Genomic DNA, 26,505 nt, shown 5'->3' on the forward strand with positions numbered 1-26,505 from the left:
TCGACTCTATGAAAAAAAGAACGCAAAGGTGGCATAAGGTATTATGTGGGTTGGCCGTGGTGGGCGCGTTTAGCGCACAGGCGGTAGCGGCGCCAGCTATTTCTCCTGAATCCGGAAATGCCCGGCACACCGTTCCGGAAGGCGGCAATGCCAACGCTTATTTTGACTGGTCTGTTACAGGCAAGGTTATGTCCGCTTCCGGCGAACTGCTGCCTGGGGTAACCGTGCTGCTGAAAGGCACTACCCGCGGTACCGCTACTGGCGTCGACGGCAGCTTTTCTCTAGACGTGCCCGAACAGGCCGGTACGCTGGTGTTTTCCTTCATCGGTTTCACAACGGTGGAAAAAGCCTTTACTGGGCCGGGTGTGGTAAACGTAACCATGGCTGACGACACCAAGGCCCTGCAGGAGGTGGTGGTGGTGGGGTATGGCACGCAGAAGCGGGAAGATGTGACGGGCGCGATCAGCTCTATAAGCGCTGCTCAGATTGAGAAAACGCCGGTTACCACCTTAGATCAGGCTTTGCAGGGGCGTTCCGCCGGGGTGCAGGTAACCAACAACGATGCCTCGCCGGGTGCCGGTATTCAGGTGCAGATCCGCGGAATAGGTGGCTTCGGTAACAACGATCCGCTTTACGTGGTGGACGGTTACCCGATCACGGGCGGTATCAACACCATCAACCCCTCCGACATCGCCTCGATGGACATTCTGAAGGATGCCTCGGCCACGGCCATCTATGGGAACCGCGCTGCCAACGGCGTGGTGATCATCACGACCAAGCGCGGAAAGGCCGGTGAGATGCAGATCTCGCTGGATGCCCTAACCTCGCTCCAGACGGAGCCGAAGACCTACGACCTGCTGAATGCGGAGCAGTTTGCGACCCTGGCCTTGGAGCGGTCGGGGCCAGATGAATTTGCGGCACTACCAGAATGGAGCAATCCTTCGGCGCTGCGCAGCATCGATTGGCAGGACGAACTCTACCGACAGGGCCTGCGGCAGAACTATAACGTTGCTGTGCGGGGCGGCGGCGAGAAAGTGCAATCCTCCTTCTCGCTGGGCTTCTTAGACCAGAAAGGCATTGTGCTGGGCTCGGAGTACCGGCGCTATAATGCCGGCTTAAACGTAGACTACAACGCTACAAGTTGGCTGAAGGCTTCTTCCAGTATCAAGTATACCCGCAGCAACAGCAAAATTCCGCTGGGCACGGGCGGGCAGAACGCCGGTGTGGGAATAGGCACGCTCACCAAACTCATACCTACCATAACTGGCAACCCGCTGACGGACGAGGTGAACGATGCGAACGGCAACTACGGGTACTATACCAAAAACAACACAGCGGTAAACTACCTCGACAACCCGGTGGCGCAGATCGAAACGCAGGACCAGAAAAACCTCAATAACTTCCTGCTGGCCTCTGCCTACCTCGAAGCAACCATTATAAATGGGCTCCGGGTTAAAACGAACTTCGGGGTGAACGTAAGCGACTACTCCGGCTACTATTTCACGCCGTCGCACAACAGGGCGCCGGCGCTTACCCAGTCTAACTATTCGCAAAGCGCCAACAACAGCTCCGAATACCTGTGGGAGAACACGCTGGCCTATACCAAAAGCTTCGGCATACACAGCATCGACTTTGTGGGCGGTTTCTCTTTCCAGGAGAACACTTTCCGGCGGATTGGCGCAGGCGGGCTCGGGCAGATCAGCGATGAGCTGCGGAACCTGAACAACGTCTTGACGATCAACAACATTTACGGCGACCAGGTTACGTACTCGCTGGCGTCTCAATTCGGCAGGGTCAGCTACAACCTGCTGGATAAATACCTGTTCACGGCTACCGTGCGGCGCGATGGCTCCTCAAAATTCACGGGCGATAACCAGTATGGCGTTTTCCCGTCGGCCTCTGTGGCCTGGCGCATCAAGAACGAATCCTTCATGGCGAACGTGAACGCCTTGAGCGACTTGAAGCTTAGGGCGAGCTATGGGCAGGTAGGTAACCAGGGCGGCATTGCGCCATTCAGGTATCTGGGCCAGTATGGCACAGGCGGGAACCAGTTGTCTGCTACCAACAATGGGTACCCGTTTAACAAGGTATACCAGGAGGGCATTGTGTTGCTGAGCCTGCCAAACCCGAACCTGAAATGGGAAACCTCCGTGCAGACAGACATCGGCCTGGATGCCGCCTTTCTGAACAATAAGGTCATTTTCACGGCAGACTATTACATCAAAGAATCGCGCGACTTCCTGCTGGATATACCCGTGCCGTCGCAGACGGGCTTCTCGGTGGCCTCCCGAAACGTGGGCAGTATCCGGAACACTGGCTTAGAGCTGGGTCTGGAGTACCGCGAGGCTGAAAAGGCATTTCAGTATGGGATAGGCGCAAACCTCACCACGGTAAACAACAAGATTCTGAGTTTATATGACGGCCTGAATGCCATTGGCAATATCGGTGGCCTGGGCTTCCCGAATGTGGGAGGCAACACTTGGGTAGAGTTCAGCCGTTCTGAGGTTGGCGGCGAGGTGGGCGCTTTCTATGGATATGTGAGCGATGGCATTTTTCAGACCCAGGCCGAGATTAATGCGCTGAATACCAAGGCTTCCGAGCTGAACGGGGCTGATACCTATTACCAGGCATCCGCCACGGTGCCCGGCGACCGCCGGTTCAAGGACCTGAACGGAGACGGACGCATCACCACTGCCGACCGCACCATCATTGGCAGCCCGATCCCTAAATTCTTCGGCGGCCTTAACTTTGATGCAACCTATAAGCGTTTCGATTTCAACATGTTCTGGTATGCTTCTGTCGGCAACGATATTTTCAATTATACCAAGCGGGTGTTGGAGAACTTCGGGGCGACCCAAGGGGGTATAGGGCTGCAGAACATCGGGGTAGAATACTATGAAAACCGCTGGACACCTTCAAACCCTTCGAACGAATACCCAAGGGTAACCCGCCCGGATCTCAACGGCAACACGCGCCCTTCGGATGCTTACGTCGAGGATGGCTCATACCTGAGGTTGCGTAACGTGCAGTTGGGTTATACCCTCCCCACTGCTTTAACCAACCGGGCCTTTATGAGCAAGGTGCGGGTGTTCTTAAGCGCCCAGAACCTGCTGACCTTCACCAAATACTCTGGCCTCGACCCGGAGATTGGGCAGGTGGCAGACCCGGACACCGGAAACCGAAACGTGACCATGGCAGGTGTGGATGTGGGTACCTACCCGCTGTCGAAGTTCTTCGGGCTTGGGCTGAATGTGACATTTTAATCTAAAGGTGTAATTCAACAAATTCAGATTTTATGAAATTTAGAAAAAGTATATACGTGCTTACACTTGGCCTGGCAATGCTGCTGCCTTTAAGTTGCAAGGATTTTCTGGATGAAATGGATAGCAGGAGTGTTTCGGAGGACTCTTTGTTTAAAAAGCCGGAAGACGGCGTGAGGCTGGTGAATGCCATTTACGACACCTTCCATGACGGGGACTACATGAACAAGTCGCTGTGGTACTCGGCCAACTTCCTGTCGCAGGATTTCCACAACTACGGGGCCGATGTGTTTTTCGAGACCTACGAGGTACCAGCCAATTTCGACCCGCTGAACATTGCCTGGCGCAGGTCTTACCAGGGGATCGCGCGCGCAAACTCTGCCATCCCTATCATTGCAAAAATGCAGGAGGAGGGTATAATGGACGAGGCATTGGCCAACCGGCTGACTGGGGAGGCTTACTTCCTGCGGGGCGTTTTCTATTATTACATGGCGTCTATGTTCGGCGGGGTGCCTTTAGAATTGCAAACCGTGATTGACGAAGGCCGCCACCCGAGAAACACGCAGGATGAAGTGTTTGTACAAGTAGTGGCAGACATGGAAACGGCCGCCAACCTGCTGCCCTGGAAAGAAAACCTCGGCGCTGAGAACCTGGGAAGAGCGACAAAAGGGGCGGCTATCGCCTATAAGGGGTCTGCGCAGATGTGGCTGAAGCAGTATGCCGAGGCAGTGACCACCTTCGACCAGTTGGAAGGCAAGTATCAGCTGGAGCAAAACTTCCTGGACATACATGAATACAGCAACCAGAATAACGAGGAGTCTATTTTTGAGGTGCAATTGCTGGAGGGCGCCGACCAGTCGTGGGGGCATGCCAACGAAACCATCTGGTTCAGCAGCTTCCATATGCCCGAGGAAGTGTCGAACTTCGGCTACTCTTACGCCGATCCAAAGCTGTATACCTCTTTCGAAGCCGGTGACGAGCGGAAGCTCGCTACGGTGCTGGGCCCCGGCGACGAGCACCCAAGCCCTGCCATCGAGATTGAGAACTACCCGAAAGTGCAGGAGCAGTTTGGCGGCATCAACACGGTAGGCACGGTAGCCAAGCCCTGGAAAGGCACCGACGGGCTGCGCTCCGGCTACTACAGCGCCAAAACCTGGCGCGATCCGAACGTGAGAGGCAGCACCGGCAACCCGCAGACGATCTTCGGCGGACAGAACGTGATCATGATGCGCTACGGCGAAGTGCTGCTGAGCAAGGCGGAGGCGTTGTTCAAGAGCGGCGACGAAGCGGCCGCCTGGGATATCCTGAATAACGTCATCCGGGACCGCGCCGGTCTTGGGCCTGTGCCTGCCTCCACTTCGTTCATGGACGCCATCATCAAAGAATACAGGCATGAGCTGTCGGGGGAAATGTCGCTTTGGCACCTCCTCAGACGCACCGGCGAGCATATCAATTATGTGAAAAATGAATTCGGCATCGCTATCCCGAACGGGAAGGACCTGCTGCCAATCCCGCAGGAGGTGATTCTCAACAACTCCACCATTATTCAGAATCCGGGCTATTAAACAGTAGATTGATTTTTTGGGTCGATGGTTTTGCAGAAGAGGGCGATGTAGGTACTACAAAGCCCTTTTTTGTAAAATGCCCGGCCTCTGTCAGCCGGTTTTTATGAGATAGACGATAAGAACTTTTGAATACTGCAACCTTATGAGACTAAAACGAAATGCCCTGGCCCTGCTTGCCGGAACCACCGCCCTGTGTTTCACCGCTTTCCATCCGCCTGTTCAGGATGGCGCGAGAGCACGGCTTGCCGCAGAAATTGAGCATTCCATCAAAACCGAGATGCTGAACAAGTGGTATCCGCAAACCGTGGACAAGCAAAACGGAGGCTTTACGAGCACCTATACCTACGACTGGAAGCAAACAGGCCCGCAGGACAAAATGATCGTGACGCAGGCGCGCCATATATGGTCGAACGCGAAAGCCGCGCAGCTATACCCCGATGTGGCATACTATTTAAGCAGCGCCAAACATGGCGTGGCTTTTCTGCGAGACAGGATGTGGGACAAAACGAATGGCGGCTTTTATACCCTGGTCGATCAGCAGGGCAACGTGAAAGCCGAGGGCCGGCAGGGGTATGGCGGGGCCGCCAAGTCGGCCTACGGAAACGCTTTCGCCATCTATGGCCTGGCCGCCTACTACCAGGCTTCCGGCGATACCAGTGCCTTGAACCTGGCCAAAAAAACATTCGCTTGGCTGGAGCAGCATAGCCACGATCCGGTGCATAAAGGCTATTTCCAGGCCCTAGAAAAGGACGGCACGCCGGTGCAGCGCACCAGCCAGACGCCGGCAGACTCGGATGTGGGCTATAAAGACCAGAACAGCTCGATCCATTTGCTGGAGGCTTTCACGGAGCTATACCAGGTATGGCCAGATCCGTTGGTGCGGGAGCGGCTGCAGGAGATGCTGCTGCTGGTGCGCGATACCATTGTCATCGACAAAGGCTACCTCACGCTTTTTCTCACCCCCGACTGGAAGCCCGTTTCCTTCCGCGACTCGACGGAAGACGTGATCCGGAAAAACCACCACCTCGACGAAGTCTCCTTCGGGCACGACATCGAAACGGCTTACCTCATGTTGGAGGCCTCGCATGCGCTGGGCCTGGAGCACGACAGTAAAACCATGCAGGTCGCCAAGAAAATGGCCGACCATACCATCCGCACCGGTTTTGACAATACGGTGGGCGGCTTTTACGATGGCGGCTACTACTTTAAAGGGAAAGACGGCATCACCATTATCCGCGATTCGAAGAACTGGTGGGCGCAGGCCGAGGGCTTGAACACGCTGCTGCTGATGTCCGACCTATACCCGAACGACGCGCTGCCCTACTACGACCTCTTTTTAAAGCAGTGGGAGTATATCGACAAGTACATCATCGACCACGAACATGGCGACTGGTATCCGGGGGGTATAGACAAAGAGCCCAAGCAGAAAACGGCCCTGAAAGCCCAGATCTGGAAGGCCTCTTATCACCAGTTCCGCGCACTTGCAAATGTGGTGCAGCGCCTGCGCCCGGATGATGCGGCCCCATCCATACCCCAAAACCTGAAGGCCAAAACGCTGCAGAATGCGCTGGTCATGCAATGGGACAAATCGATGGACAACGGCAACATGTTAGGGTATAACGTATACCTGGACGGAAAAAAAGTAGGCTTCACGCCGCTCACAAGTTTTTCGATGCCAGCGGCCAGCCAACTGAAAGGGAAAAAACTTACCGTAAAGGCCGTTGACCTGCATGGCAATCAGTCTGCTGCCAGCAGGTCGCTGCCTATATGAGATGGTGAACTCTGCCGCAAGCGATGCCTGAAGTCAGTATTTCGGATTAAGGCGTTTCCAGAAACACGGAAAGGTGACAGCGTGCTAACCAAGCCCAGAAACACGTTGTGATATCACCTTCCCAAACTAAAAAGGCTCCCTGCGCAGGGAGCCTTTTTAGTTAAAAACTGAATTCCTGGATGTATAACCAGGCAGATGAAGTCACGCAAGGAAACTACCCGATAATCTTCGTCAGGTTAGTATAGCTGGTCGTGATGCTGTCCATTGGGTTGCCCGGTGTCTGGTCCTGCTCCACGAAGTAGTACTCCAGCCCAGCGACCTGTGCCTTGTCGAAGATGCGCTTAAAGTCGATGGTGCCGTTGCCCACCTCCGTGAAGAACTTCTTCTCGGTGTTGTCCATGTCTTTCACGTGCCACATCGGGAAACGTCCGGGGTGCTTTTCGAACAGCGCCACCGGGTCGTTGCCGGATTTGGTGGCCCAGTACAGGTCCAGCTCCATTTTCACGAGGTCCTTGTCCGTGTCGGCCAGAATCAGGTCGTAGGGGCGCTGCCCCTCCAGGGTCTCAAACTCAAAGTCGTGGTTATGGTAGGCAAACCCCAGCCCAGCCTTTTTGCAGGCCTCCCCGGTTTTGTTGAACAGCTCGATGGCGCGCTTGTATTGGTCAATCGTTTTGTGCTCGCTCGGGAACATGTAGGCGCAGGTCAGGTAATTCTGCCCGGACTCGGCGGCCATGTCCACCAGTTGCTGCATGCCGTTGGTCAGCGTCAGGAACTCCGGGGGTAGGGGAGCCTCTTCGGGCAGCTGCGTGCCCAGCAGCACGTGGCTGCTGCGCAGTTTCATGCCCATACCCTCCAGCAGCGAGGCAAACTCCTTCGGCTGCATACCATAGTAGTGGCCCTTCGAACCCGCCGCCGACTCCATGTTCACGTAACCCAGGGCCGCGATCTGCTGCAGGGTGCCCTCCAGGTCCTTGTCGAGGAGGGTGCGCACGGTATAAAGCTGCAGGCCGGGAGCCGCCAAATTCTTGTATGCCTCGGCGGTGCTGTCGGCCACCGCGCCTTCGGTGTCAGCCTCAGCCTGGTTGGTCACGCTGCTGGTACAGCCCGGCAGCAGCAGGCTCCCTAAAGCCAGGGCGCCTGTCGTCTTAAAAAAGTGTCTTCTGTTTAACATTTGTAAGTTTTAAGGAGTTTTGAGTAATGGTATGCTGCCTGCTGGCAAATGGTTTAGCATAAAGCACCTACGCGTAAGGTAGCATTTTTACGTGTGATTTATACCTCAAGCTATGGTATAACTGTCGCGATGACACGTCGGTAACGGGTAAGGCTGGGCGTGCCGGAGTCTTTCACCTCCAGAATAAGGTGAATGGTTTCGCCTTTCCGGGCGTCTTTGGGTACGGTGAATGATGCCTTCTGCCTGTCTTGGTGCTTAATGGCCACTTTGCCGGTATAGGTGTCTACCTCCTCATACTGCCACCAGCGGTAGCGAAGGGCGTCGCCGTCCGGGTCGGTGGCCGTGCCCCGGAGGGTTATTTTCTGGCCGGGCTTCACCACCAGGTCCTGTGGGTGCCGGAGCGCTACGGTTGGGGCGTGGTTGGCTTCTTTGTAGGGAAGCACGCACCAGTCTGCCCGGGCGGCGAAATCCTGCTGCAGCACGTCGATCCAGCGCGTCTGCGGAAAGGTGGTGTCCGCTTTCTTCGTGAACGGGTTGTAGTCTGTCACGTGCTCGCCGTCTTCCCAGCGGTTGGGGTTTTCTTTGGATTGTACCATCCGGCCTCCCCAGCCGCCGTACGCGGCATCCTCCAGGCTCCGCAGGCCCACATCAAGCAAATAAAAGAAAGCCGGGGAGTCGCCCTCAGAAATGAAATCATACTGGCTGCGGCTGTACTTCGCCGCCTCGGCCATCTGCCCGTGCGTGTGCTCCGGATCGCCTTCGATCTGCCTGCCGTCGCCCCAGAGGTAGTACTCCTCCAGCAAAGGGCCGTGGTTAAACCGGATATGCTCGGCAAACCACTTGCCACCCAGGTAGGGCTGCAGTTCTGCCGGCACCACGTTGGGCCACAGGTAGGCGAAGCTCCAGAACTGATCCGAATTATACAGCACCTTAATGTCCGGCCAGTTGGGCGCAATGTACTTGCTGTACGTGGCGTCCTGGTCCAGCACCGCGTAGATGATAGCCTTCTCCGACACCTTGCGGTATACCTCCGGCCAAGCCGGCGTACCCTTGTACGTTTCCTCAATGGATTTCAGGGCGCGGGCCACGGTGTTGGTGCCTCCCCAGATTTGCAGGTATACCGGACTGGCGTTGTCGTCGAGCAGGATGCCTTTGATAAAGTCGGAGCCCTCGGTATCCGTTACCATTTCGCCCTCAAAGGCGATGTTGCCCACCTTCACGAGGCTGAGAAGATAGTCCGGCGACGGGTAGCCGGTGGCGTGCAGCCGCAGGTTGGGGTATACCTTGCCATACAGGTCGAGGTAGTGCTGCATCCAGGTGGTGCCGGGCCAGCGCAACTCTGTGCGCTCCCCATACCGCTCCTTTGTGCTCGGCATTTCGGAGGTGAACAGCGTGCCCTTGCCGTCGCCGGCATAGTGCCACTGCGAGCTGCTGTAGACCAGCCCCACCACGTCAAACTCGTTGGCATAGAGCAGCATCCGGATAAAAGAGTCCACGTCGTCCACCTCGCCGTCGGTGGTGATGATGGTGCGCGGCTTGCCTGCAACTGCCTGCGCGGTAGCAGCCAAAGGCGCTCCGGCCCATAGCGTCACCATTAAAACTAATAAGGTGCTGATCAGTCGTGTCATCGATTTTTCATCGGTTCTGTTCTTTATTTAGCAAGAGGTGATGCGGTAATGAAGGGGAAAATGACTGCCTGGTTAAATCGTTGAAAAATGCTTTTCACCAGGTATGGAAAGCTGGTATAGCTTAACGGAATACGAGCTCAAACATAGCCACCCGCTAACCCCGATACCGTCAATTTAAGGGATGAAGCTGTCATTTCGAGCGCAGTGAGAAATCTGAAATACTGCGGACTTGTGAAGTGCCCCAGATTTCTCACTGCGTTCGAAGTGACAATATTCTTCAACCATATAGCTCCAGTGCATTTAACAATCAGTTATTTATACCGCAGCCCGAAGCCAAATTTGTAGAGCGGGTCTTTCGAGTCGTAGGGAACATCCTCTTTCTGGTTGCGCACCGCTTCCATCGACGAAGGCAGCTCGAAGGGCAGGTTGCCCTCCGGCTTGGCCTTGCCGAAGATCACGTCCAGCACCGCTGCATCGCTCGCCCCAAAATCAGCAAACAGTCCTTTGGCGTTTTTGCTGATCTCCGGGATCACAGCCGGGCGGTCGAGGTAGATGTCCACGATGGTGGGCACTGTTTTGAGCAGTTGCAGAATCTCTTCCTTCTCCTTGCCTTTAAAGTCAAGGTCGCCGTGGTGGAAACCGAGCGCAAAGGGGTTCTTCGTCTCCACCGGATACCAGGGGGCTTTCAGGCGGATAATCGCCATATCAGCCTCTTTCGGGTTTTCTACCACGGTGCCATACTGGGCGGCCACTTTCGGATCCACGTTTTTCACGTACAGCTTCAGTTTTCCTGGCTGCAGCGGCAGGGTGTTTTTGTCGTTTTTGAGGAGCGTCATAGCGCGGCGCTGCGAGGCTTCCCCGGCAGCCTTGAAGGCCGGTGTGCTCAGAACCTCCACCGCCTTCTCCGCATCCACATACGGGTTGTCGAACAGGCCCAGCTGGAACTTCTGGCGCAGCAGCCGGCGAACGGATGTATCCAGGCGGTCTTCTGTAAGTTTGCCGGCTTTTGCCAACTGCACCACCAGTTCCGGCACGCTTTCGCCGCCAAACTGGTCTACGCCGGCGTCAATCACTTTCTTCACGCGGTCTTCGGCACTGAGCTGCTCCACGCCCCAGGCACGGGCTGGCCAGATGGTGGTGCCCATGTTCGCGTCCGAGATCAGGCCCCAGTCGGTGCATACCACGCCGTCGAACTTATACTTCTCGCGCAGCAGGCCCGTGATGATGGCTTTGTTGAAAGCGAAAGCCACTTCCTCATCCGTCTGCCCTGTCGGCACACCGTAGTAAGGCATGATGGCGGCGGTGTTGGCTTCAAAGGCGGCCTCAAACGGAATCAGGTGGTAGTCGAAGTTATTGCCGGGGTATACCTGCCCTTTCTGAAACTCAAAGTGCGGGTCGAGGCCTTCTTTCTGCGGACCTCCGCCCGAAAAGTGCTTGGTCATGCAGGCCACGCTGTTCGGCCCGAGCGCATCGCCCTGAAAACCGAGGATATAGGCTTTGGCCATACGTGCCGAGAGTTGCGCGTCTTCGCCAAACGTGCCGCCGATGCGCGCCCAGCGGGGCTCCGTGGCGAGGTCTACCTGCGGGTGCAGCGCCTCGCGCATCCCCACGGCCAGATACTCCTGGCGGGCAATGTCGGCAAACTGCCGGGTCAGGGCCTCGTCGCCGATGGCGGCAAAGCCCAGGGGCTCGCACCATTGCGAAAAGCCGCCTGCCTCCATCGAGAAAATGCTCTCGCTGAAATGGTTGCGCGGGTCGGAGGCGATGGTGACCGGTATACCCAAACGGGTGTTTTCCGCCAGTTTCTGGATGGCGTTATACCCTGTGGCCAGTGATTGCGTGCCCGGCACCTGCCAAAAGTTGAAGTGGTTCATGTGCTTGCCGTTGATAGACTCGGCCGCGGCGGGCAGACGGGCAGCCATACCCTTGGTCTCAGGCGTTTTCTCTATGGTGCCGTCGTCGTTGATAAACGTACCGTTGATGAACATCATACCCGCTTTCTCCTCCAGCGTCATCTGGCCCAGCAGGTCGCTAACGCGTGCTTCCAGCGGCTGGGTACTGTCTTCATACACGTCCAGGCGACCGTTCTTGTTCAGGTCGCGGTAATTGGTGGCCGCAGCCGGAGCTGAGGCCGTGGTCGTGTCGCTACTGCCTGTTGGCTGGCTGTGGGTGCAGGCCATGCTGGCTAGCAAGAGCGCCAACGGGAACCTCTTCAGAAGCCGGGATCGGGTAATTTTAACCATGTATGTGATTATTAAGGGGTTTAGATGTGTGTCGATGTGACACAATGTAGGTAAATTTTCTGTCTTTTTGCATTTCAGCCTGTTATATTTGTCTGAACAGACGCAAAAATCAACCAAGCGTGAAAGAAAAAGAAGGAACGATGTTGCATGAAGAGGAGGCGATTTTCCAGCCGGGCCTTTCGGTGGACTGTGTGATCTTCGGGTTTCATGACAACCAGCTGAAAGTGTTGCTGCTGAAGATGAAGGCGGCTGACAAGTGGGCGCTGCCAGGAGGCTTTGTGTATAAGGAGGAGGATGTGGAGGATGCTGCCGTGCGGGTGCTGCAGTCGCGCACCGGCCTCCGCAATATTTTTCTGCAGCAGTTCCATACCTTCGGCGACCCTGCCCGCTCCAACCGGAAACTGAACCGGGCCCTGCTGCGCTCGGTGGGGGTGCAGGCCGACGATTCCCATTGGTTTTTGCAGCGCTTCATCACGGTGGGGTATTATGCCCTGGTGGATTTCTCGGGTGCCGTGCCGCAACCTGACGCCACCTCGGAGGCCTGTGCCTGGTGGGATTTTCAGGAAATGCCAGCCCTGGTGATGGACCACCAGCACATCTTGCAGAAAGCCCTGGAGACACTCCGCAAGCAGCTCAACGACCAGCCCATCGGGTATAACCTGCTCCCCGAAAAATTCACGATGCCCGAACTGCAGCGCCTCTACGAAACCATACTGGGCAAGCAACTGGACCGCCGCAACTTCCAGCGCAAGATGCTGGGCTATGGCATCCTGAACCGCCTGGAAGAACGCAAGCAAGGCGTGGCGCACAAAGCACCGTACTACTATTCGTTTGATAAGGAGAAGTATGCAGTTGCTTTGGAGAATGGTTTGCAGCAGGGGTGGTAGGGGTTATAGCTTTTTGTCAGCGCTTAAACAGGGAGTGAAGTTTTGTTATCTTGCACAGGACTTTCGCAAAGCTGCCCTTGTTGCGTCTTTTGACCAACAAGTTGCTGGTGAGAACACACAACAACGGCAGGCTGCAGACTGCTTTCGCTCTGTGTTTCGATTAGATGCGAAAGTCCTGTTGCATATACTACAAGCATTGAAATCACATGAAAAAATTACTCATCATCACTGTCCTATCGTTAATAGCGCTGGCCGCTTTTATATACTTCGGGGCTTTCAACGACAGCCCATCCAACAACCAACCGGTGGAAGCAATGCAGGCCCCGGCACAAGCTGCATCCAACGACCTGCCCGCTATGCCGCTTTCGCTGATGGACGGCTCTCGGGTAATGACCAAGAATCTGCAGGGCAAAACCATCCTGGTGCTGTACCAGCCAGACTGCGACCACTGCCAGCGCGAAGCCACCCAGATACAGGAAAACCTGCAGGCTTTCGAAGGCTATACCCTGTATTTTATCTCGGACGCGGACTTTGCATTGCAGCAGCAGTTTGCCGACACCTATAAGCTGGCTGGCCAGGAGAACGTGTATTTCGCCACGGCCACTGTCAACGATATCCTCGACCAGATTGGCCCGATCCAGACACCCTCGCTCTTTGTGTACTCAGCAGAGGGGCGCCTTGTGAAGTCGTTTATCGGAGAAACCCCGATCGAGCAGATTCTGCAGGTGCTCTAGTTTTCTCGATACTGGTATTTCGAACGATGAGAGAAACCTGGCAATGACCGAACTCCGCAATGCCGGGTCCAACCACCCCCAACCCCTCCTTGTCCAAGGAGGGGAGTCTGCTTATCAAAGTGATTGTTACCTTCTTCGTGAGGGACTAGTGCTTCCCCAAATTAATTATTAGACACATAATTATCTATGTTTACTTTCTGGTACTGTTCAGCTAGCTTTACTCTGGCGGTGTTGACCGTAAAGCTCCAATGTATTTTAGCAGCTTTTCTGTTACGTTTCTCACACCATATCAGCACCTCTCTTTCCAGTTCCTCTATGCTGCCAATCCTCCTGTTGAGGCATTCTCTTGCCAGCACCGAGAACTCTATCTCGGCCATATTAAGCCAACTCCCATGCTTTGGCGTAAAGTGGAAGTTGAACTTGCGGGCCAGTTCTCTGGCATCGGCTGCAGGCAGGTTCTCGTAGAAGGAGCCGTGGCTGTGGGTGTTGAGGTTGTCCTGCACCAGCTCTATATGCCCTGCATGCCCATAATGCTCCCTTGCCAGCCACTCCATGAACTGCGCATAATCCTCTTTCGTGCGCCGCCTTCTTACCTGCACGTATCGCTGGCCTGTGTCTATGTCGTAAGCCAGCAAAACAACAGCCGTGCCATTACGCTTGTACTCATTATCCTGCTTCTCTAGCTTGCCTTCCTTCATCGGCAACGGCGCCACTACTTCCCCCAGTAGCTGACAAGGCCTCTCATCAAAACATACTCTGGCCCTGCCTTCGACAGCTTCCTGCCCGTACAAGTCCAGCACATCCTCCATGTTGGCCAGGTAACGGCTGTCTATCTTGCCGATGCACCACTGCTTTTTGAGCCAGGGCTTGAGCTTGCTTTTTTTAGGATCAGGCGCACCGACTCATCGTGCACCTGATAACCCAATTCCACTATCTCCTCGTTAATCAGCGAGACGGTCCAGCGGGCGTGGCCGTCTGGCGCCTGGCTGCAGGCAATGCGGGTCACGGCCGCTTCCACCTCCGGTGTCACCTTGCGGGGCTGGCCCGGGCGAGGCTTCTCCTCCAGTGCCCCAAGCCTGTCCTTCAGAAAGCGGCCATGCACGTTGTAGACCGTGGCCAGGCTCAAGCCTACCGCTTCTGCTATTGCTCTAGGCTGCTTGCCCTTGTCAAGATGGAGCAGAATCTGCGCTCGCTTTACTTTTCGTGCAGCATGCTTGCCCTTGTTTATGAGCTTTTCCAACGTGGCTTTCTCTGCTGCGCTTAACTCTACTTTATCTAATTGCTTTCCCATATTGCCTCTTGCTTTTCAGTAAAAGGCTTTTAAAACACTTTTAGTTCTATAAATTAATTTGGTAGAGCACTAGCTCTCTAGGAAAGAGAGCGTAGAAATTGATTTTATTACACTTGCGAAAACTCCCCGCCTTGGACAAGGAGGGGGCAGGGGGTGGTTGGATTTTTACTCATACAAATCATCCAGATCTGCTTTCGACAGGTCGATGAACAGCTGACTCATTTTGTCGGTTACGGCCTCGAAGAACCGTGCGCCTTTCTCGGCGGTGGCCTTCTTGGGGTTTCCCACGCCTGTGTCTTCTGTTACCTGCGTCCATTTGCGCTCTGCCCAGGCCCAGCCCTCGCGGTAAGCCTTTATCTTCGGTTTCTTGTCGTGACCATCGCCGGTTTCTTCCAGTGGCGTCACTAGGTCGGGGCGCAGGTGCAGGATCAGGCTGGTTTCCATTTCATCGGCATGGTCGCCGGGGTTCTCAAAAAACTCACTTTTGTTCATCGCCTGAAACCAGTTGCAGCTCGACAGGAACATGTTCGGGTATTTCAGTCCCAACTCCCGGAGCATGGTTTTAAAGTCGTTGCCGCCGTGGCTGTTCAGGATCAGAAGCTTTTGGATACCCTGCCGGTTCAGCACCTCAATCACATCGTTCAGCACGGCTGCCTGCGTGCTGGGGCTCATGTTTATGTCCAGCAGAATATCGGTTTGCCCGGTGTTCACGCCAAAGGGTATGGTGGGCAGGATGATGACTTTTGTCCCGGCCTCCCAGGCCTTTCGGGCGGCCTCGGCGGCAATATGATCCGCCTCGATGATGTCGGTGGCGTATGGGAGGTGATAATTGTGGGCCTCCGTGGCCCCCCAGGGCAAAACGGCCACCTCGAAGGTATGCTGCTGTATCTCTCTCCAGTTTGTCTCTGCCAGGATGTATGGTCTCATCATGTGTCGTTTAGGTTTTAGGTATGATGCTGTTGTAAAGCTGTTTCCGATAGTAAATCAGCCGTTTATAGCATACGGCGAGCTTTCCCGAAGATAAGTATAAGATCGCGAAAAGGGAGGGGTTGCCCGTGTTTTTTGCCGGAGGTATGGGGAGCATGCCTCACCGGAAGAAAGTCTCTTTGCCCGGCTTAACTTTATCACTAACAAATATTTGGAAACTATGGAAGGATAAAAGGATTTAGCTATCTTGATATAAAATTGTCTTACCTACACTACATACTTCCGAGCCTATGAAATTGCTACTGTTCCTGCTGCTGTGCGCCACGACAAGTTTTGCCCAGGATATACCGGCCCGCTGGGACGAACTGACGGCCAGCGACTGGCCGAAGGCGCTGGAGAAATCGAACCGCACCTGTATACTCCCCATCGGCATCCTGGAAAAGCACGGGATGCAAGCCCCCATCGGATCCGACCTGATCCATGTGCGGGAGTGGTCGGCGCGCGCCACCAAAAACGAGTATGCGGTGGTGTTCCCGGATTATTTTTACGGGCAGATAAACGAGGCGCGCCACCAGCCGGGCACTTTCTCGTTGCCAAGCCGGCTGGTATGGGAGCTGCTGGACGCCACGGTGGAGGAGATCGCCAGGAATGGCTTCAACAAGATCGTGATTGTAAACGGGCACGGCGGCAACCCCCAGCTGCTCCGCTATTTTGTGCAGTCGCAGTTGGAGAAGCGCCGCGACTATGCCGTGTATTTCTTCGACCCGGCCCAGGACCAGGCCTTTATGGAAAAGGCAAGCAAGGTGCGCAAAACCGACCCTGCCGGCGACATGCACGGCGGCGAGAACGAAACCTCCTCGCTGCTATACCTGCGCCCCGAGCTCGTGAAGCAGGAGCGGGCCACGCAGGAGTCGGGCCAGAACCAGAAGCGCCTGGGCGAGCTGCCCAACCTGTATACCGGTATCTGGTGGTATGCCAGCTTCCCGAACCACTATGCCGGTGAGGCCGAAAAAGCCTCGAAGGAGCTGGGGAAATTAATAACCGACAACAAAGTGGAGGCGTTGACCAAGGCGCTGAAAGCCGTGAAAGCCGATACCAAAACGCTGCAACTCCAGAAAGAATACTTTGATAAGGTGGATAAAGTCGGAGGGAAGTAGGGGCATTTAGTCGGATTATAAATCCTCCTTTATTTGAAGGCACGGATTGCAAATCCGCGCCAGGTAGCGCCAGCAAGCGGGAACGTGTAATTCCCCTCCTCGGAGGGGCAGGGGTGGGTAAATCATATAAGCTGAATTGCTCACCAAGCTAGCATCAAACTAACTCAGTCAAGAAAAAGCATCAGGTATAAAGCATAAATATGACGGTATGAATAAACTCTTTACGGCAAGCACAGGCACGGCGGATGGCCTGCTGCAGCAATCGACACGGCAGCGCTACCTCTCCTTGGATGTGCTGCGGGGGATGACCATCGCGCTGATGATCGTGGTGAACACTCCCGGTAGTTGGCAAAACATTTATGCCCCGTTCCGGCATGCGGCCTGGCACGGCTTCACGCTCACCGATTTGGTATTCCCGACCTTTCTGTTTGTGGTGGGCAATGCCATGAGTTTCAGTATGCGCAAGTTTGAGCAACAGCCCGACAGCGCATTCCTGCGGAAAGTGCTTACCCGGGCCGCCCTTATCTTCCTGGTCGGGCTGCTGCTAAACACCTTCCCCTTCGTGACGCGCAATGAAGCCAACGAACTGGTGCCGATCGATTTCTCCAGCATCCGGATTATGGGCGTGCTGCAACGCATTGCGCTTTGCTATTTATTCGCGTCGCTGGTGGTGCATTACCTCAAGGTGAAAGGAGCCATTCTTTTCAGCGGCATCGCCCTGTTTGGGTATTGGGCAATCTTATACTTCTTCGGTAACCAGCCGGACCCTTACAGCCTGGAGGGCAACGCGGCCCTGAAGTTTGATTTGCTGGTGCTGCCGGCTAAAAATTTATACCAGGGCTTCGGGCTGCCCTTCGACCCGGAGGGCTTGCTGAGCACTTTGCCAGCGGTTGTGAACGTGATTGGCGGTTTTCTGGCGGGTTTATACATACAGCGGCAGGGAAACAACCGGGGCACCGTGCTGAAACTGGCCGTGGCGGGCGCAGTTTTTGCCGCCGCCGCACTGGTATGGGACCTCTATTTTCCGATCAACAAGCCGATCTGGACGAGCTCTTATGTGCTGTATACCATCGGCCTCGATTTGGGTATACTGGCCGTATTGATGCTGGTGATTGAAGTGGCGGGGTATAAAGGCTGGACCTATTTCTTCGAGGTGTTTGGCCGCAACCCGCTCTTTATCTATGCCATGTCGGGGGTGCTGGTGCGCCTGATGAGCCTGACCCGCGTGGAGGGCCTGTCGCTGAACGGCTGGATGTATACCAACGCTTACCTGTCGTGGCTACAGCCCAACAATGCCTCGCTGCTTTTTGCCGTCTCGTACATGCTGCTGCTGTGGGCCATCGGCTACTGGATGGACAGGAAACGGGTATACATAAAGGTGTAATGGCAGCGCCTGTTTTGAGCTCCGCATTTAAAGAAACACGTGTATCCATGAAAATAAGAAAACTTGCCAAGGCGTTCCTGTTGGTCTGTGCGGCTATTTGCTGCATGCAAACGGCCTCGGCGCAGCAATCAAAAAATCAGCTTCCTGAACTGCTGTTGCGGATTGATGATATTGGTATGAACCACGCGACCAACATGGCCATTGAACAGTTGGCCAAAACAGGCATGCCTTTCTCCGCCTCGGTTATGTTTGCCTGCCCCTGGTACCAGGAAACCGTTGCCATACTCAAAAAATACCCGAACGCAGATGTAGGGGTGCACCTTACTTTAACCGCCGAGTGGAAATATTACCGCTGGGGGCCGGTTACGGGCCGGTCTGCTGTGCCAAGCCTGGTGGATAGCCTGGGGTACTTTTTCCCCACTGGTGATGCGCTGCGGCAAAACAACTATACCCTCGACGAGATAGAAAAGGAACTGACGGCACAAATAGAAAGGGCGCTGGCTTCCGGTATCAGAATATCATACATCGATCCGCATATGGGGATTGCGCTGTCTACCCCCGAGCTGAAGGCCTTGACTGAAAAGCTTGCCCGGAAATATAAATTAGGCATCTCTACCTTAAACAAGGACACCTACTTTGGAGAGGCATACTATGATATGTGGGGCATTCCTGTAGAATCAAAAAAGCAGGATTTTCTGGGTATCGTCAATCACCTGAGCCCGAAAACCCCAAACCTTGTGATTATACACGTGGCCCAGTCGAGCCCGGAAATGGACGTACTGGTAGACATGAACAGCAAGCTAATGAACACGGACGATGGCAAGCCCAAAGCTAGCCTGCACCGGCAAACAGAATTAGACATGCTCCTGTCTCCGGAGTTCCGCAAGCTGGTGGGCAGGAAGTTTACGCTGATAACCTACCGCGACGTAATTAAAGCTCGTGGACTAGACAAAATGAAAGCTTCTGCTGAAAAGTTTTAACAGGTTACAACAGGGCGGTGCGCACATCGATCGCCTGGAAAATAGTTTCACAATCCTTACCTGGCTTCGCCTGCTCTAAAATCGAGCCCCGGACAGCGTCAATCAAGCATCATGTCAAAAAAATGCCTTCTGTTATGTTTACTGGGGTTCCTTTGGTTACCGGCCCTGGCTCAAAAGAAGAACGAAGCCTACCAGTTGCCGATCCAAAAAACAATATTGCCGATCAAGGTAGACGGCATAATGGACGAAGAGGCCTGGCAAACGACAGCGGTGGCAAAGGATTTTTTCATGGTGCTGCCCATGGATACCAGTTTTGCCAGGTCCCGGACAGAGGTGAGGATGACCTATGACGATGAAAACCTATACCTGATTGCCCATTGCTACCATGCCGTGCCGGGGCCATACGTTGTGGAGTCGCTGCGCCGGGACTTTGAGTTTGGCAAGAACGACAATTTCCTGATTTTCATGGACCCGTTTGACGACCAGACGAACGGCTTTTCTTTTGGTGCCAACGCGGCCGGTGCGCAGTGGGACGGCACCATGTATGGCGGCGGCAGCGTGGACCTGAACTGGGACAATAAGTGGGTGTCGGTAGTGAAAAACGACCCGGAGAAATGGGTGTTCGAAATGGCCATTCCCTTCACAACCATTCGGTATAAGAAAGGCATCAGCCGCTGGGGCATCAACTTCAGTCGCCTGGACCTGAAGACCACAGAAAAATCGAGCTGGGCGCCTGTGCCCCGGCAGTTCCCGACAGCCTCGCTGGCCTACTCCGGCAACCTTGTCTGGGACCAGCCGCCGCCAACCACGGGGGCCAACGTCTCCGTGATTCCGTATGTGCTGGGCGGAGTTTCCAGGAACCATGAAAGGGGAGAGGCCTCCGCCTACCAGAAAAAAGTAGGCACCGACGTGAAGATCGGCATTACCTCGGCGCTTAACCTGGACCTGACCATCAACCCGGATTTCTCGCAGGTGGAAGTGGACCGGCAGGTCACCAACCTCGACCGCTTTGAGCTGTTCTTTCCGGAGCGACGGCAGTTTTTTCTGGAGAACGGCGACCTTTTCGGCAATTTTGGTAGCCCTACCATCCGGCCGTTTTTCTCGCGCCGTATTGGCCTTGGCGTGCCCATCCGGGCTGGTGCCCGCCTCAGCGGTAAGCTCAACCAGGACTGGCGCATCGGGGTTATGGACATGCAGACTGCCAGTGTGGAGGAGACGGGCTTGCCGGCCCAGAACTTTGCCATCGCGACCTTGCAACGCCGGGTGTTTGCGCGCTCCAGCATCGGCTTGCTTTTCGTGAACAAAGAGTCGCTGGACTATCATCCGGAGCGGGATACCTTAAAATCAGCCTACTCTCAGTATAACCGCAACATCGGGTTGGAGTATAACCTGGCCTCGTCCAACAACGCCTGGACCGGAAAGGCGTTTGTGCTCAAGTCCTTTTCGCCGGACAGATCGGGCAATGACCTGGCGCAGGCGGCCAACCTCGAGTACAAGAGCCGGCACTATTCCTTTCAGCTTCAGGAAGAGTATGTGGGGGATGATTTTACGGCCGAGGTCGGTTTTGTGCCCCGCCGAAACTACTTCAAAGTCAATCCGTCCGTCAGCCGTTTGTTCTTCCCGAGCGGCGGACCTGTGCTGAGCCATGGGCCCAAACTGAGCACCACTTATTTCTTTGATACCAACCTGAACCGGACCGATAACCTGAACCTGCTGTTTTATACCTTCAATTTCCGGTCGCAGAGCACGTTTACAGCCATCCTGATTGATGAGTATGTGCGCCTGTTGCAGCCCTTCGACCCAACAAACTCCGGGCGCGATACCCTTGCCCGCGGCACCAGGCACCACTGGAACGCCATACGGACAGACTTTTCATCGAAGCCGCAGAATACCTTTACCTATGGCTTTAGCACTCGCTTCGGGCAGTATTACGAGAACGGCTCCTGGATGAACCTGGCCGGGGAGGTTGGCTACCGCTTTCAGCCCTACGTCAACATCCAGGCAAACGCCAGCTACAACGACATTCGCCTGCCGGAGCGTTGGGGAGACACCAGGTTCTGGCTGGTGGGCTCCAGAGTGAATGTGACCCTGACGAACAAGCTGTTTTTCTCGAACTTTCTGCAGTATAACGAGCAGGCCAACAACCTCAACCTGAATGCCCGTTTCCAGTGGCGCTACCAGCCGGCCTCCGACCTGTTCATCGTGTATACCGACAATTACCTGCCCGCCCCTTTCTCGATCCGCAGCCGTGCCCTGGTCCTAAAGCTTACTTATTGGTGGAATCGGTAGCCGTAACTGAACACTGCCTCATCGCTTTTTGGCCGTTGCCTGCATGCCTCCGCAGCGGGGCGTTGGGTATGGATGGAAAGGGGGGAGCTATACATGAAGGTTGCAGCGTCGCGCTTTAAACATGCTCTGATGGGCACATGGGCATAAAATCCGACGTGCTAATATCCTGTGCTTCGCCAAATTAAAAATTAGAAATTCAGCATTAGAAAGGAGGTATAAAACCCGTTTCTATTCATACAAAAACAAACGCTGATTCTGGGAATTAAATTGGATATGTACTAGTCTCTGAACAGGTAGTTGACGCCGATATTCATCGAGCCGGACGTTATACTATAAAAGGTATAGGTGGAGAGGGTACCTGGTGCCACATACATGGCAGAGAGTTCATACCGCTTCCCAATCACAGCGCCCGCCCTGACAGCGTAAGTAGACCAGGAGCCAAGCAGATCCATGTACTCGTCATGTTTATAAACGGACGGGTTTTCGACGTTTGGATTTACATACCTTTTCTGGTACATGTTTTTGGAGTAGTTCGAAAAGTTAAGCGATGGCCCGATCCCGAGAAAGAGCTTGAAGTTATCTTTGTTGTAAAGGTTGTAGAGCAGCTGCGGCATGAGATAGGCCGTTTGCATGGTCACGTCGTAGGTCAGGTCATAGCGCGTGGAGCTAGAGATCTGCTCAGTTGCTTCCATGTGGTAGCTAGCGTTCTGTAAGCCAACCTCCAGCCGTAGCACCGTTTTCCTGACGTGCTTGTTTACGAACGCATCTACCCCAAACGTAACGTGCGGCGCATAAGAGGGCGCATTTTCCGACGATTCTGAAAAAGGAGGCCGGCCTTTTACTTCCATAACGCTTCTGCTCAGCGCAACCCCGGCAAAAAAGCTGGCGCCTACTTGCCAACGCTTGTCTTTTGCAAGTTCCGCGTTGCTCAGTCCGTTAAACTTGCCCAATATTTTCTCTAAGTCGACCTCCCTGTAATCAGCCGCTTCGATCTCGCGCTTCAGCTTGTCAGTGAGCAGGCCTTTCTTCTGTGCCAGGATCATCAGCTGTCCCTTGTAAAACTGCTGCGTCACAATCAGGTGGCTGTTTGTGTCTTTGTAGTAGCGCCTGTAAATCAGTTCCTGCGGCTGTGTCGTGCCTTTTTCCAGAATAAAATACCGCTGTTTGATGTGGTCTTTGTAGGCATACAGCGTTACAATCGCGTTGTCCAGGCGTTTTTTCAGGAATACCCTGTCGGTGAGCACAGTCGTGTCCGGGCGGCTATAGAGCAGGTTGTCCTTGTGCACCTCGTTCATGGTCAACGGCCCCTCATACCGCTGATACGCCTCGAAGCCGGTAACCTCGAAATAGCTGGCGTTGCTGGCAGAAAACTCCTGCGCCGCGCTGTTGCTGGCACTGGCGCTGAAGGAAAACGTCCTGGGGTTAATCTCCCACTCTTTGTAATCGATAAAGCCCTGCAGCGTGTCGCCCGCTGTGGTCACGACGAAGCCTTTTTTGTAATTAGACTGGGCAACTGCCAGGGAAGGAAGCAGGAGCAGAAAGAAAAGCCAGGGGAGGATATTTGTTTTCATAAGAGTATACTATATAGGTATGTATCGGCAAATATATATAGTCATCTTGAGTTTATGTGCTTTTTTACATACCATACTTGGTTTTTTATGTGAAGCGCACTTAGAGGTGGGTATGATGTGCGGGTGTAGTGGCTTACGGAGCCTGCACAGGGTATGGCCGAGGCGGTAGGGTATACCCTATGCAGCTGGCCTTGAGGGCATGCGGCATACCTGTTGCGTGCGTCGCATAGCAGCGAATGCTACCCTGAAAAGATTACTGGGCTGCGCCCTGGGCCACCAACTCCAGCCGCCCGACAATGGTGCCCGGGGCCAGGAGGGTGCCGGGCGACAGAACGGCATTTGCCCCGATCTTGCTGCGGTCGCCTACCAGGGCCCCGAATTTCTCGGTGCCGGTTTGCAGGGGAACACCGTTAGCCATTACCTGAATCTGCTTGTCGGGGCGCTCGTTGAAGTGGTTGGCGACGATAGCGCCCGCCTCGAAATTGACGTGGCTGCCGATCAGGCTGTCGCCGATGAAATTGAAGTGGGCCACGGCGCTGTGGTGCAGCAGAACGCTGCTCTTCACCTCGCAGCCTGTGCCGATTACGGTGCCCTTGCCCATGAAAACGCCGCCACGCAGGTACGCATGCGCCCCGATAAAGCAATCCTCTGAAACGATAACTGGCGCTTTCAGCACAACATGCCGCTCTACCGTAGCCGACCGGTGCACCGCCACGCCTTCCGTGATGGTATAGCTGTCGTCGAGGCCGCTGATTTTAGCTTCCAGAATGGCTTTCAGGTTTTGCGTCACTTCCCAGGGCAGGTCGTGCTGCTGGGCAGGGAACACGGCGGAGAAGCCTGCGATGAAGCTGTCGATGGAGGGGTGCATGGCTGGCTTATTTAGCTAAGTGCATGTTTGAAATTCATCTTCTGGGCGGCAAATTGTCCATAAAGGAACCTGAGTTACCCTATTATCGCCCCGTAGGGCTGCTATGCTGCTCAAAAAAGGCTTCGCCAGAATCCATTATGAACAATTTTCGCTGCCAATAACGAAATATATACAAGCTTTGGAGCAGGAGGTATACAAGGAGGAGGTATACAATATGCCTATCGGGGCCTAAGTCAGTTATTTACACGTGTACGTGATCAATGCTTTTTCCAATACCCTGCCGGTGAAATCCTTTCTCACCTGTTTTATAGGGAAGCCTTGCTCATTGTACTCATACGAGTAGGTGGATGAGTTTACCGAATAGGGATTGTTGATAATTGTGCTTCCTTTCGTGTCCTTCAACTCGTAGGTAACAATATTATGGCTACTCGCTATAGGCGAAGTATATACCTGTGGCAACGACGAGTATATACTCGCCTTGTCATCGTAAGTGATCTCAATGGAACCTGCTTCAACGCCCGAGCTGCTATACATCTGTATTTTGCTTACGTCTCCATTTTTGTACTCGTAGGTTTCGGATCCTACGGATGTGTTTCCTATAACGCCAAATACAAAGTGGTTCACTTTCCTAGCTACCAAGGACGCAGCTGTGTATTCATACAGAGCGTACCGGTATAGGTCGTGCTGAACGTTGTTTAAGACATAGTCAGTCGCTTTTATAAGCCTGCCCTTAGCATCATATTCATAGCTGATATAATATTTCGGGACGCCATCATAATCATAGTTTGCTTTCAGAATTTTACCCTTTGCGTCATACTCATAAGTGATGGTGATAGCGTATGGCGCTTGATTTGAGCCTTTGTTAAACTTTTCTATTCTCAATAATTTGTCATTGGCGTCATAGTAGTACTTACTGGATTGGCCCCTGTCCCCTGAGTTGATTTCAGTCAGGAGGCAAGCTGGCCTTACAGGTTCATCTGGTTTTATCGCATCAGGTTTTATAGTGTCTCCGCCACTCTTTTCACATGATGTGCATATAAATAGAAAGGCATAAAAGTATACCAGTCGCCATAGGGTAATTTTCATAACTTATGTTAGAAGGTTTATATCATAAAGATAGATGTATAACTTGTCTTACCCAAATTCACTTTTGTCTTCCTTTTAAGGCATAGGCTCTTAAATTTTAAGGTTGTAAAGCATCAGGTAAACATACCTAATCCATATGTTCAGGAAGGTGTTGAAAGTCTAATAGAGGAGGGCAAAAATAAATTTCCCTTAAAGTCTATAAAATCCATAGACTTTATATTTATTTGCATCAGCTAACACGGAAAACACTTTCGGCTCCGGGCGCTCCACTGCTTGTCGGTCGAGATGGCGTCTGGCGCAGGTGGCCCGCAGTAGGCTAAGAGCATGTTCAACGTTTGCTTCCAAAAACGAAATTTGAACATGCGCTGAAGGACAAAAATCACCTCCAACATTTAAACAGAAAAGAAGAATGAAGACTATCTACTGGTATGGCACAAGCCTTACACTCGCATTGGCTGCGCTGGCCTTGCTCTTTTTTACGGGTGTGCATCACCTACTGCTACACGCGGTTCCGCTGGCTGTGAGCGAGCACATTACCTCAGAGCTTTTCCTGTATATCCTGGCGGGCTTCGTGGCCCAGATGATTGACGGGGCGCTGGGAATGGCCTACGGCGTGAGCTCCACCACTTTCCTGATGGCGATGGGCGTGCCGGCGGCGGCGGCCAGTGCCAGCGTGCATACCTCCGAGATTTTCACCAGCGGGGTTTCCGGCCTAATGCACCTCAAGTTCGGGAACGTGAACCGGAAGCTGTTCCAGACGCTGCTGCTGCCCGGTGTGGTTGGCGCGATCCTGGGGGCGTACATCCTCTCCTCGATGGAGGAGTATGACTACATCATTAAGCCCATCGTGTCTGGGTATACCTTCGTGCTGGGCATCCTGATTCTGCGCAAGGCCTACGCGCTACGGAAAGAGGGCGTGGAAGTGAAAAACGTGGCGCCGCTGGCGATCTTCGGGGGCTTCATGGACTCGATAGGCGGCGGGGGCTGGGGCCCGATCGTGTCGTCTACGTTGATGGCGCGCGGCAACTCGCCCCGCTTCACCATCGGCTCGGTAAACCTGGCAGAGTTCTTCGTGGCGCTGGCCTCCTCGCTCACCTTCTTCACCATGATCGGGCTGATGCACTGGCAGGTAATTGTGGGGCTGATTATCGGAGGGGTGTTCGCCGCGCCGATCGGGGCATCGCTCACCAAGCGCCTCCCGGTAAAAACCATCATGCTCACGGTGGGCGTTTTGGTGATCCTCATCAGCTCCCGGACAATCGTGCTGGCGGTGCTGGCGCTACTGTAAAAGCAGTCTATCTGACGCACGGATCGCCCTGTATAACTCCGGTTGTACAGGGCGATGTGCGTTAGGGCTAGCGCTTCGCCAAATTAAAAATTAGAAATAAAGAATTAGGAATGATTCATAAAAGCCGTTTCTAGTCATCTAAAAACTAACGCTAATTCTGATAATTAAATTGGTCGAGTACTAGCCAAAAGGAATTGACTTCCCTCAGAAAAGAAGGGGCAGTTGAATCCGGCCACAGGAAATAGCAATTGGCTTGCTGTGTATTTTCACTCCAAGTATAAGGCAATGCTGTCATTTCAAACATGCTTGAGGCGAGAGCCGAAGAGAGCCGGTGTAACTGAGAAGGATCTAGATTTTGCTGCCCTGAAACTATGATTCAGATTTCTCCCGATAGTCGAAAGGACA

At 54.1% G+C, this 26,505-nt stretch carries 19 protein-coding genes; 10 read left to right on the forward strand and 9 right to left on the reverse strand.

Annotated features, from left to right (window positions below; genetic code table 11):
* The first annotated feature begins 8 nt into the window (after positions 1-8).
* The 3 genes from MKJ04_RS04350 to MKJ04_RS04360 all read left to right on the forward strand — a co-directional run bounded on the left by MKJ04_RS04350 (position 9) and on the right by MKJ04_RS04360 (position 6,596).
* On the forward strand, positions 9-3,263 hold the full coding sequence (locus MKJ04_RS04350; protein WP_241639687.1) for a SusC/RagA family TonB-linked outer membrane protein: 3,255 nt from the start codon (positions 9-11) through the stop codon (positions 3,261-3,263).
* A gap of 32 nt (positions 3,264-3,295) precedes the next feature.
* Positions 3,296-4,825 (forward strand): RagB/SusD family nutrient uptake outer membrane protein, encoded by a 1,530-nt coding sequence (locus MKJ04_RS04355; RefSeq protein ID WP_241639688.1) that lies wholly within the window; start codon positions 3,296-3,298, stop codon positions 4,823-4,825.
* Between the two features lie 142 nt (positions 4,826-4,967).
* Positions 4,968-6,596, forward strand: a complete 1,629-nt coding sequence (locus MKJ04_RS04360) for an AGE family epimerase/isomerase (RefSeq protein ID WP_241639689.1) — start codon at positions 4,968-4,970, stop codon at positions 6,594-6,596.
* Positions 6,597-6,810: 214 nt separating this feature from the next.
* Here MKJ04_RS04360 and MKJ04_RS04365 read toward each other — a convergent pair whose 3' ends face one another.
* From MKJ04_RS04365 to MKJ04_RS04375, 3 genes are all read right to left on the reverse strand, one after another.
* A complete protein-coding gene (locus MKJ04_RS04365; RefSeq protein ID WP_241639690.1) occupies positions 6,811-7,767 on the reverse strand; it encodes a sugar phosphate isomerase/epimerase family protein in 957 nt (318 codons plus the stop codon).
* Between the two features lie 110 nt (positions 7,768-7,877).
* The gene (locus MKJ04_RS04370; protein ID WP_241639691.1) at positions 7,878-9,395 is read right to left on the reverse strand and encodes a DUF1593 domain-containing protein; all 1,518 of its coding nucleotides are present in this window, start codon (positions 9,393-9,395) and stop codon (positions 7,878-7,880) included.
* A 311-nt stretch (positions 9,396-9,706) separates the two neighbouring features.
* The gene (locus MKJ04_RS04375) at positions 9,707-11,638 is read right to left on the reverse strand and encodes a glycoside hydrolase family 3 protein (protein WP_241639692.1); all 1,932 of its coding nucleotides are present in this window, start codon (positions 11,636-11,638) and stop codon (positions 9,707-9,709) included.
* Positions 11,639-11,757: 119 nt separating this feature from the next.
* Here MKJ04_RS04375 and MKJ04_RS04380 point away from each other — a divergent pair, with 119 nt between their 5' ends.
* Entirely contained in the window at positions 11,758-12,525 is a 768-nt protein-coding gene (locus MKJ04_RS04380) for an NUDIX hydrolase (protein ID WP_317246701.1), read from the forward strand.
* A 206-nt stretch (positions 12,526-12,731) separates the two neighbouring features.
* A complete protein-coding gene (locus MKJ04_RS04385; protein ID WP_241639694.1) occupies positions 12,732-13,259 on the forward strand; it encodes a TlpA family protein disulfide reductase in 528 nt (175 codons plus the stop codon).
* Between the two features lie 161 nt (positions 13,260-13,420).
* Here MKJ04_RS04385 and MKJ04_RS04390 read toward each other — a convergent pair whose 3' ends face one another.
* From MKJ04_RS04390 to MKJ04_RS04400, 3 genes are all read right to left on the reverse strand, one after another.
* Entirely contained in the window at positions 13,421-14,101 is a 681-nt protein-coding gene (locus tag MKJ04_RS04390) for an IS630 family transposase (protein ID WP_317246702.1), read from the reverse strand.
* Positions 14,089-14,550 (reverse strand): helix-turn-helix domain-containing protein, encoded by a 462-nt coding sequence (locus MKJ04_RS04395; protein ID WP_241639695.1) that lies wholly within the window; start codon positions 14,548-14,550, stop codon positions 14,089-14,091. Before MKJ04_RS04395 ends, MKJ04_RS04390 begins: the two co-directional genes overlap by 13 nt.
* A 165-nt stretch (positions 14,551-14,715) precedes the next feature.
* A complete protein-coding gene (locus MKJ04_RS04400) occupies positions 14,716-15,477 on the reverse strand; it encodes a creatininase family protein (RefSeq protein WP_241639764.1) in 762 nt (253 codons plus the stop codon).
* 290 nt (positions 15,478-15,767) lie between these two features.
* On the opposite strand from MKJ04_RS04400, the gene MKJ04_RS04405 reads away from it, so the two are divergent.
* The 4 genes from MKJ04_RS04405 to MKJ04_RS04420 all read left to right on the forward strand — a co-directional run bounded on the left by MKJ04_RS04405 (position 15,768) and on the right by MKJ04_RS04420 (position 21,287).
* Positions 15,768-16,634: a creatininase family protein gene (locus MKJ04_RS04405; RefSeq protein WP_241639696.1), complete on the forward strand. Its 867-nt coding sequence runs from the start codon at positions 15,768-15,770 to the stop codon at positions 16,632-16,634.
* A 208-nt stretch (positions 16,635-16,842) separates the two neighbouring features.
* On the forward strand, positions 16,843-18,018 hold the full coding sequence (locus MKJ04_RS04410; protein WP_241639697.1) for an acyltransferase family protein: 1,176 nt from the start codon (positions 16,843-16,845) through the stop codon (positions 18,016-18,018).
* A gap of 47 nt (positions 18,019-18,065) precedes the next feature.
* Entirely contained in the window at positions 18,066-18,998 is a 933-nt protein-coding gene (locus MKJ04_RS04415) for a ChbG/HpnK family deacetylase (protein WP_241639698.1), read from the forward strand.
* A 111-nt stretch (positions 18,999-19,109) separates the two neighbouring features.
* Complete coding sequence (locus MKJ04_RS04420; RefSeq protein WP_241639699.1) at positions 19,110-21,287, forward strand: carbohydrate binding family 9 domain-containing protein; 2,178 nt, start codon at positions 19,110-19,112, stop codon at positions 21,285-21,287.
* Positions 21,288-21,565: 278 nt separating this feature from the next.
* Here the strand turns inward: MKJ04_RS04420 and MKJ04_RS04425 are convergent, their stop codons facing one another.
* The 3 genes from MKJ04_RS04425 to MKJ04_RS04435 all read right to left on the reverse strand — a co-directional run bounded on the left by MKJ04_RS04425 (position 21,566) and on the right by MKJ04_RS04435 (position 24,812).
* Positions 21,566-22,858: an outer membrane beta-barrel protein gene (locus MKJ04_RS04425; RefSeq protein ID WP_241639700.1), complete on the reverse strand. Its 1,293-nt coding sequence runs from the start codon at positions 22,856-22,858 to the stop codon at positions 21,566-21,568.
* A 253-nt stretch (positions 22,859-23,111) separates the two neighbouring features.
* Positions 23,112-23,726 carry a DapH/DapD/GlmU-related protein gene (locus MKJ04_RS04430; RefSeq protein WP_241639701.1) on the reverse strand — a complete coding sequence of 205 codons (615 nt, stop codon included), beginning with the start codon at positions 23,724-23,726 and terminating at the stop codon, positions 23,112-23,114.
* Positions 23,727-23,963: 237 nt separating this feature from the next.
* On the reverse strand, positions 23,964-24,812 hold the full coding sequence (locus MKJ04_RS04435) for a hypothetical protein (RefSeq protein ID WP_241639703.1): 849 nt from the start codon (positions 24,810-24,812) through the stop codon (positions 23,964-23,966).
* A 409-nt stretch (positions 24,813-25,221) separates the two neighbouring features.
* Here MKJ04_RS04435 and MKJ04_RS04440 point away from each other — a divergent pair, with 409 nt between their 5' ends.
* Positions 25,222-26,100 carry a sulfite exporter TauE/SafE family protein gene (locus tag MKJ04_RS04440; RefSeq protein ID WP_241639704.1) on the forward strand — a complete coding sequence of 293 codons (879 nt, stop codon included), beginning with the start codon at positions 25,222-25,224 and terminating at the stop codon, positions 26,098-26,100.
* The last annotated feature ends 405 nt before the right edge of the window (positions 26,101-26,505 follow it).

The sequence above is a fragment of the Pontibacter sp. E15-1 genome (genome assembly GCF_022601975.1).
Lineage (GTDB): Bacteria > Bacteroidota > Bacteroidia > Cytophagales > Hymenobacteraceae > Pontibacter.

Bases quoted from the DNA above. Each gene is read 5' to 3' on its own strand.
- MKJ04_RS04415 (WP_241639698.1), top strand. From the start codon at position 18,066: ATGAAAATAAGAAAACTTGCCAAGGCGTTCCTGTTGGTCTGTGCGGCT.
- MKJ04_RS04405 (WP_241639696.1), top strand. From the start codon at position 15,768: ATGAAATTGCTACTGTTCCTGCTGCTGTGCGCCACGACAAGTTTTGCC.
- MKJ04_RS04410 (WP_241639697.1), top strand. From the start codon at position 16,843: ATGAATAAACTCTTTACGGCAAGCACAGGCACGGCGGATGGCCTGCTG.
- MKJ04_RS04425 (WP_241639700.1), bottom strand. From the start codon at position 22,858: ATGAAAACAAATATCCTCCCCTGGCTTTTCTTTCTGCTCCTGCTTCCT.
- MKJ04_RS04430 (WP_241639701.1), bottom strand. From the start codon at position 23,726: ATGCACCCCTCCATCGACAGCTTCATCGCAGGCTTCTCCGCCGTGTTC.
- MKJ04_RS04440 (WP_241639704.1), top strand. From the start codon at position 25,222: ATGAAGACTATCTACTGGTATGGCACAAGCCTTACACTCGCATTGGCT.
- MKJ04_RS04420 (WP_241639699.1), top strand. From the start codon at position 19,110: ATGTCAAAAAAATGCCTTCTGTTATGTTTACTGGGGTTCCTTTGGTTA.
- MKJ04_RS04355 (WP_241639688.1), top strand. From the start codon at position 3,296: ATGAAATTTAGAAAAAGTATATACGTGCTTACACTTGGCCTGGCAATG.
- MKJ04_RS04350 (WP_241639687.1), top strand. From the start codon at position 9: ATGAAAAAAAGAACGCAAAGGTGGCATAAGGTATTATGTGGGTTGGCC.
- MKJ04_RS04400 (WP_241639764.1), bottom strand. From the start codon at position 15,477: ATGAGACCATACATCCTGGCAGAGACAAACTGGAGAGAGATACAGCAG.
- MKJ04_RS04360 (WP_241639689.1), top strand. From the start codon at position 4,968: ATGAGACTAAAACGAAATGCCCTGGCCCTGCTTGCCGGAACCACCGCC.
- MKJ04_RS04375 (WP_241639692.1), bottom strand. From the start codon at position 11,638: ATGGTTAAAATTACCCGATCCCGGCTTCTGAAGAGGTTCCCGTTGGCG.
- MKJ04_RS04435 (WP_241639703.1), bottom strand. From the start codon at position 24,812: ATGAAAATTACCCTATGGCGACTGGTATACTTTTATGCCTTTCTATTT.
- MKJ04_RS04385 (WP_241639694.1), top strand. From the start codon at position 12,732: ATGAAAAAATTACTCATCATCACTGTCCTATCGTTAATAGCGCTGGCC.
- MKJ04_RS04365 (WP_241639690.1), bottom strand. From the start codon at position 7,767: ATGTTAAACAGAAGACACTTTTTTAAGACGACAGGCGCCCTGGCTTTA.
- MKJ04_RS04370 (WP_241639691.1), bottom strand. From the start codon at position 9,395: ATGACACGACTGATCAGCACCTTATTAGTTTTAATGGTGACGCTATGG.
- MKJ04_RS04395 (WP_241639695.1), bottom strand. From the start codon at position 14,550: ATGGGAAAGCAATTAGATAAAGTAGAGTTAAGCGCAGCAGAGAAAGCC.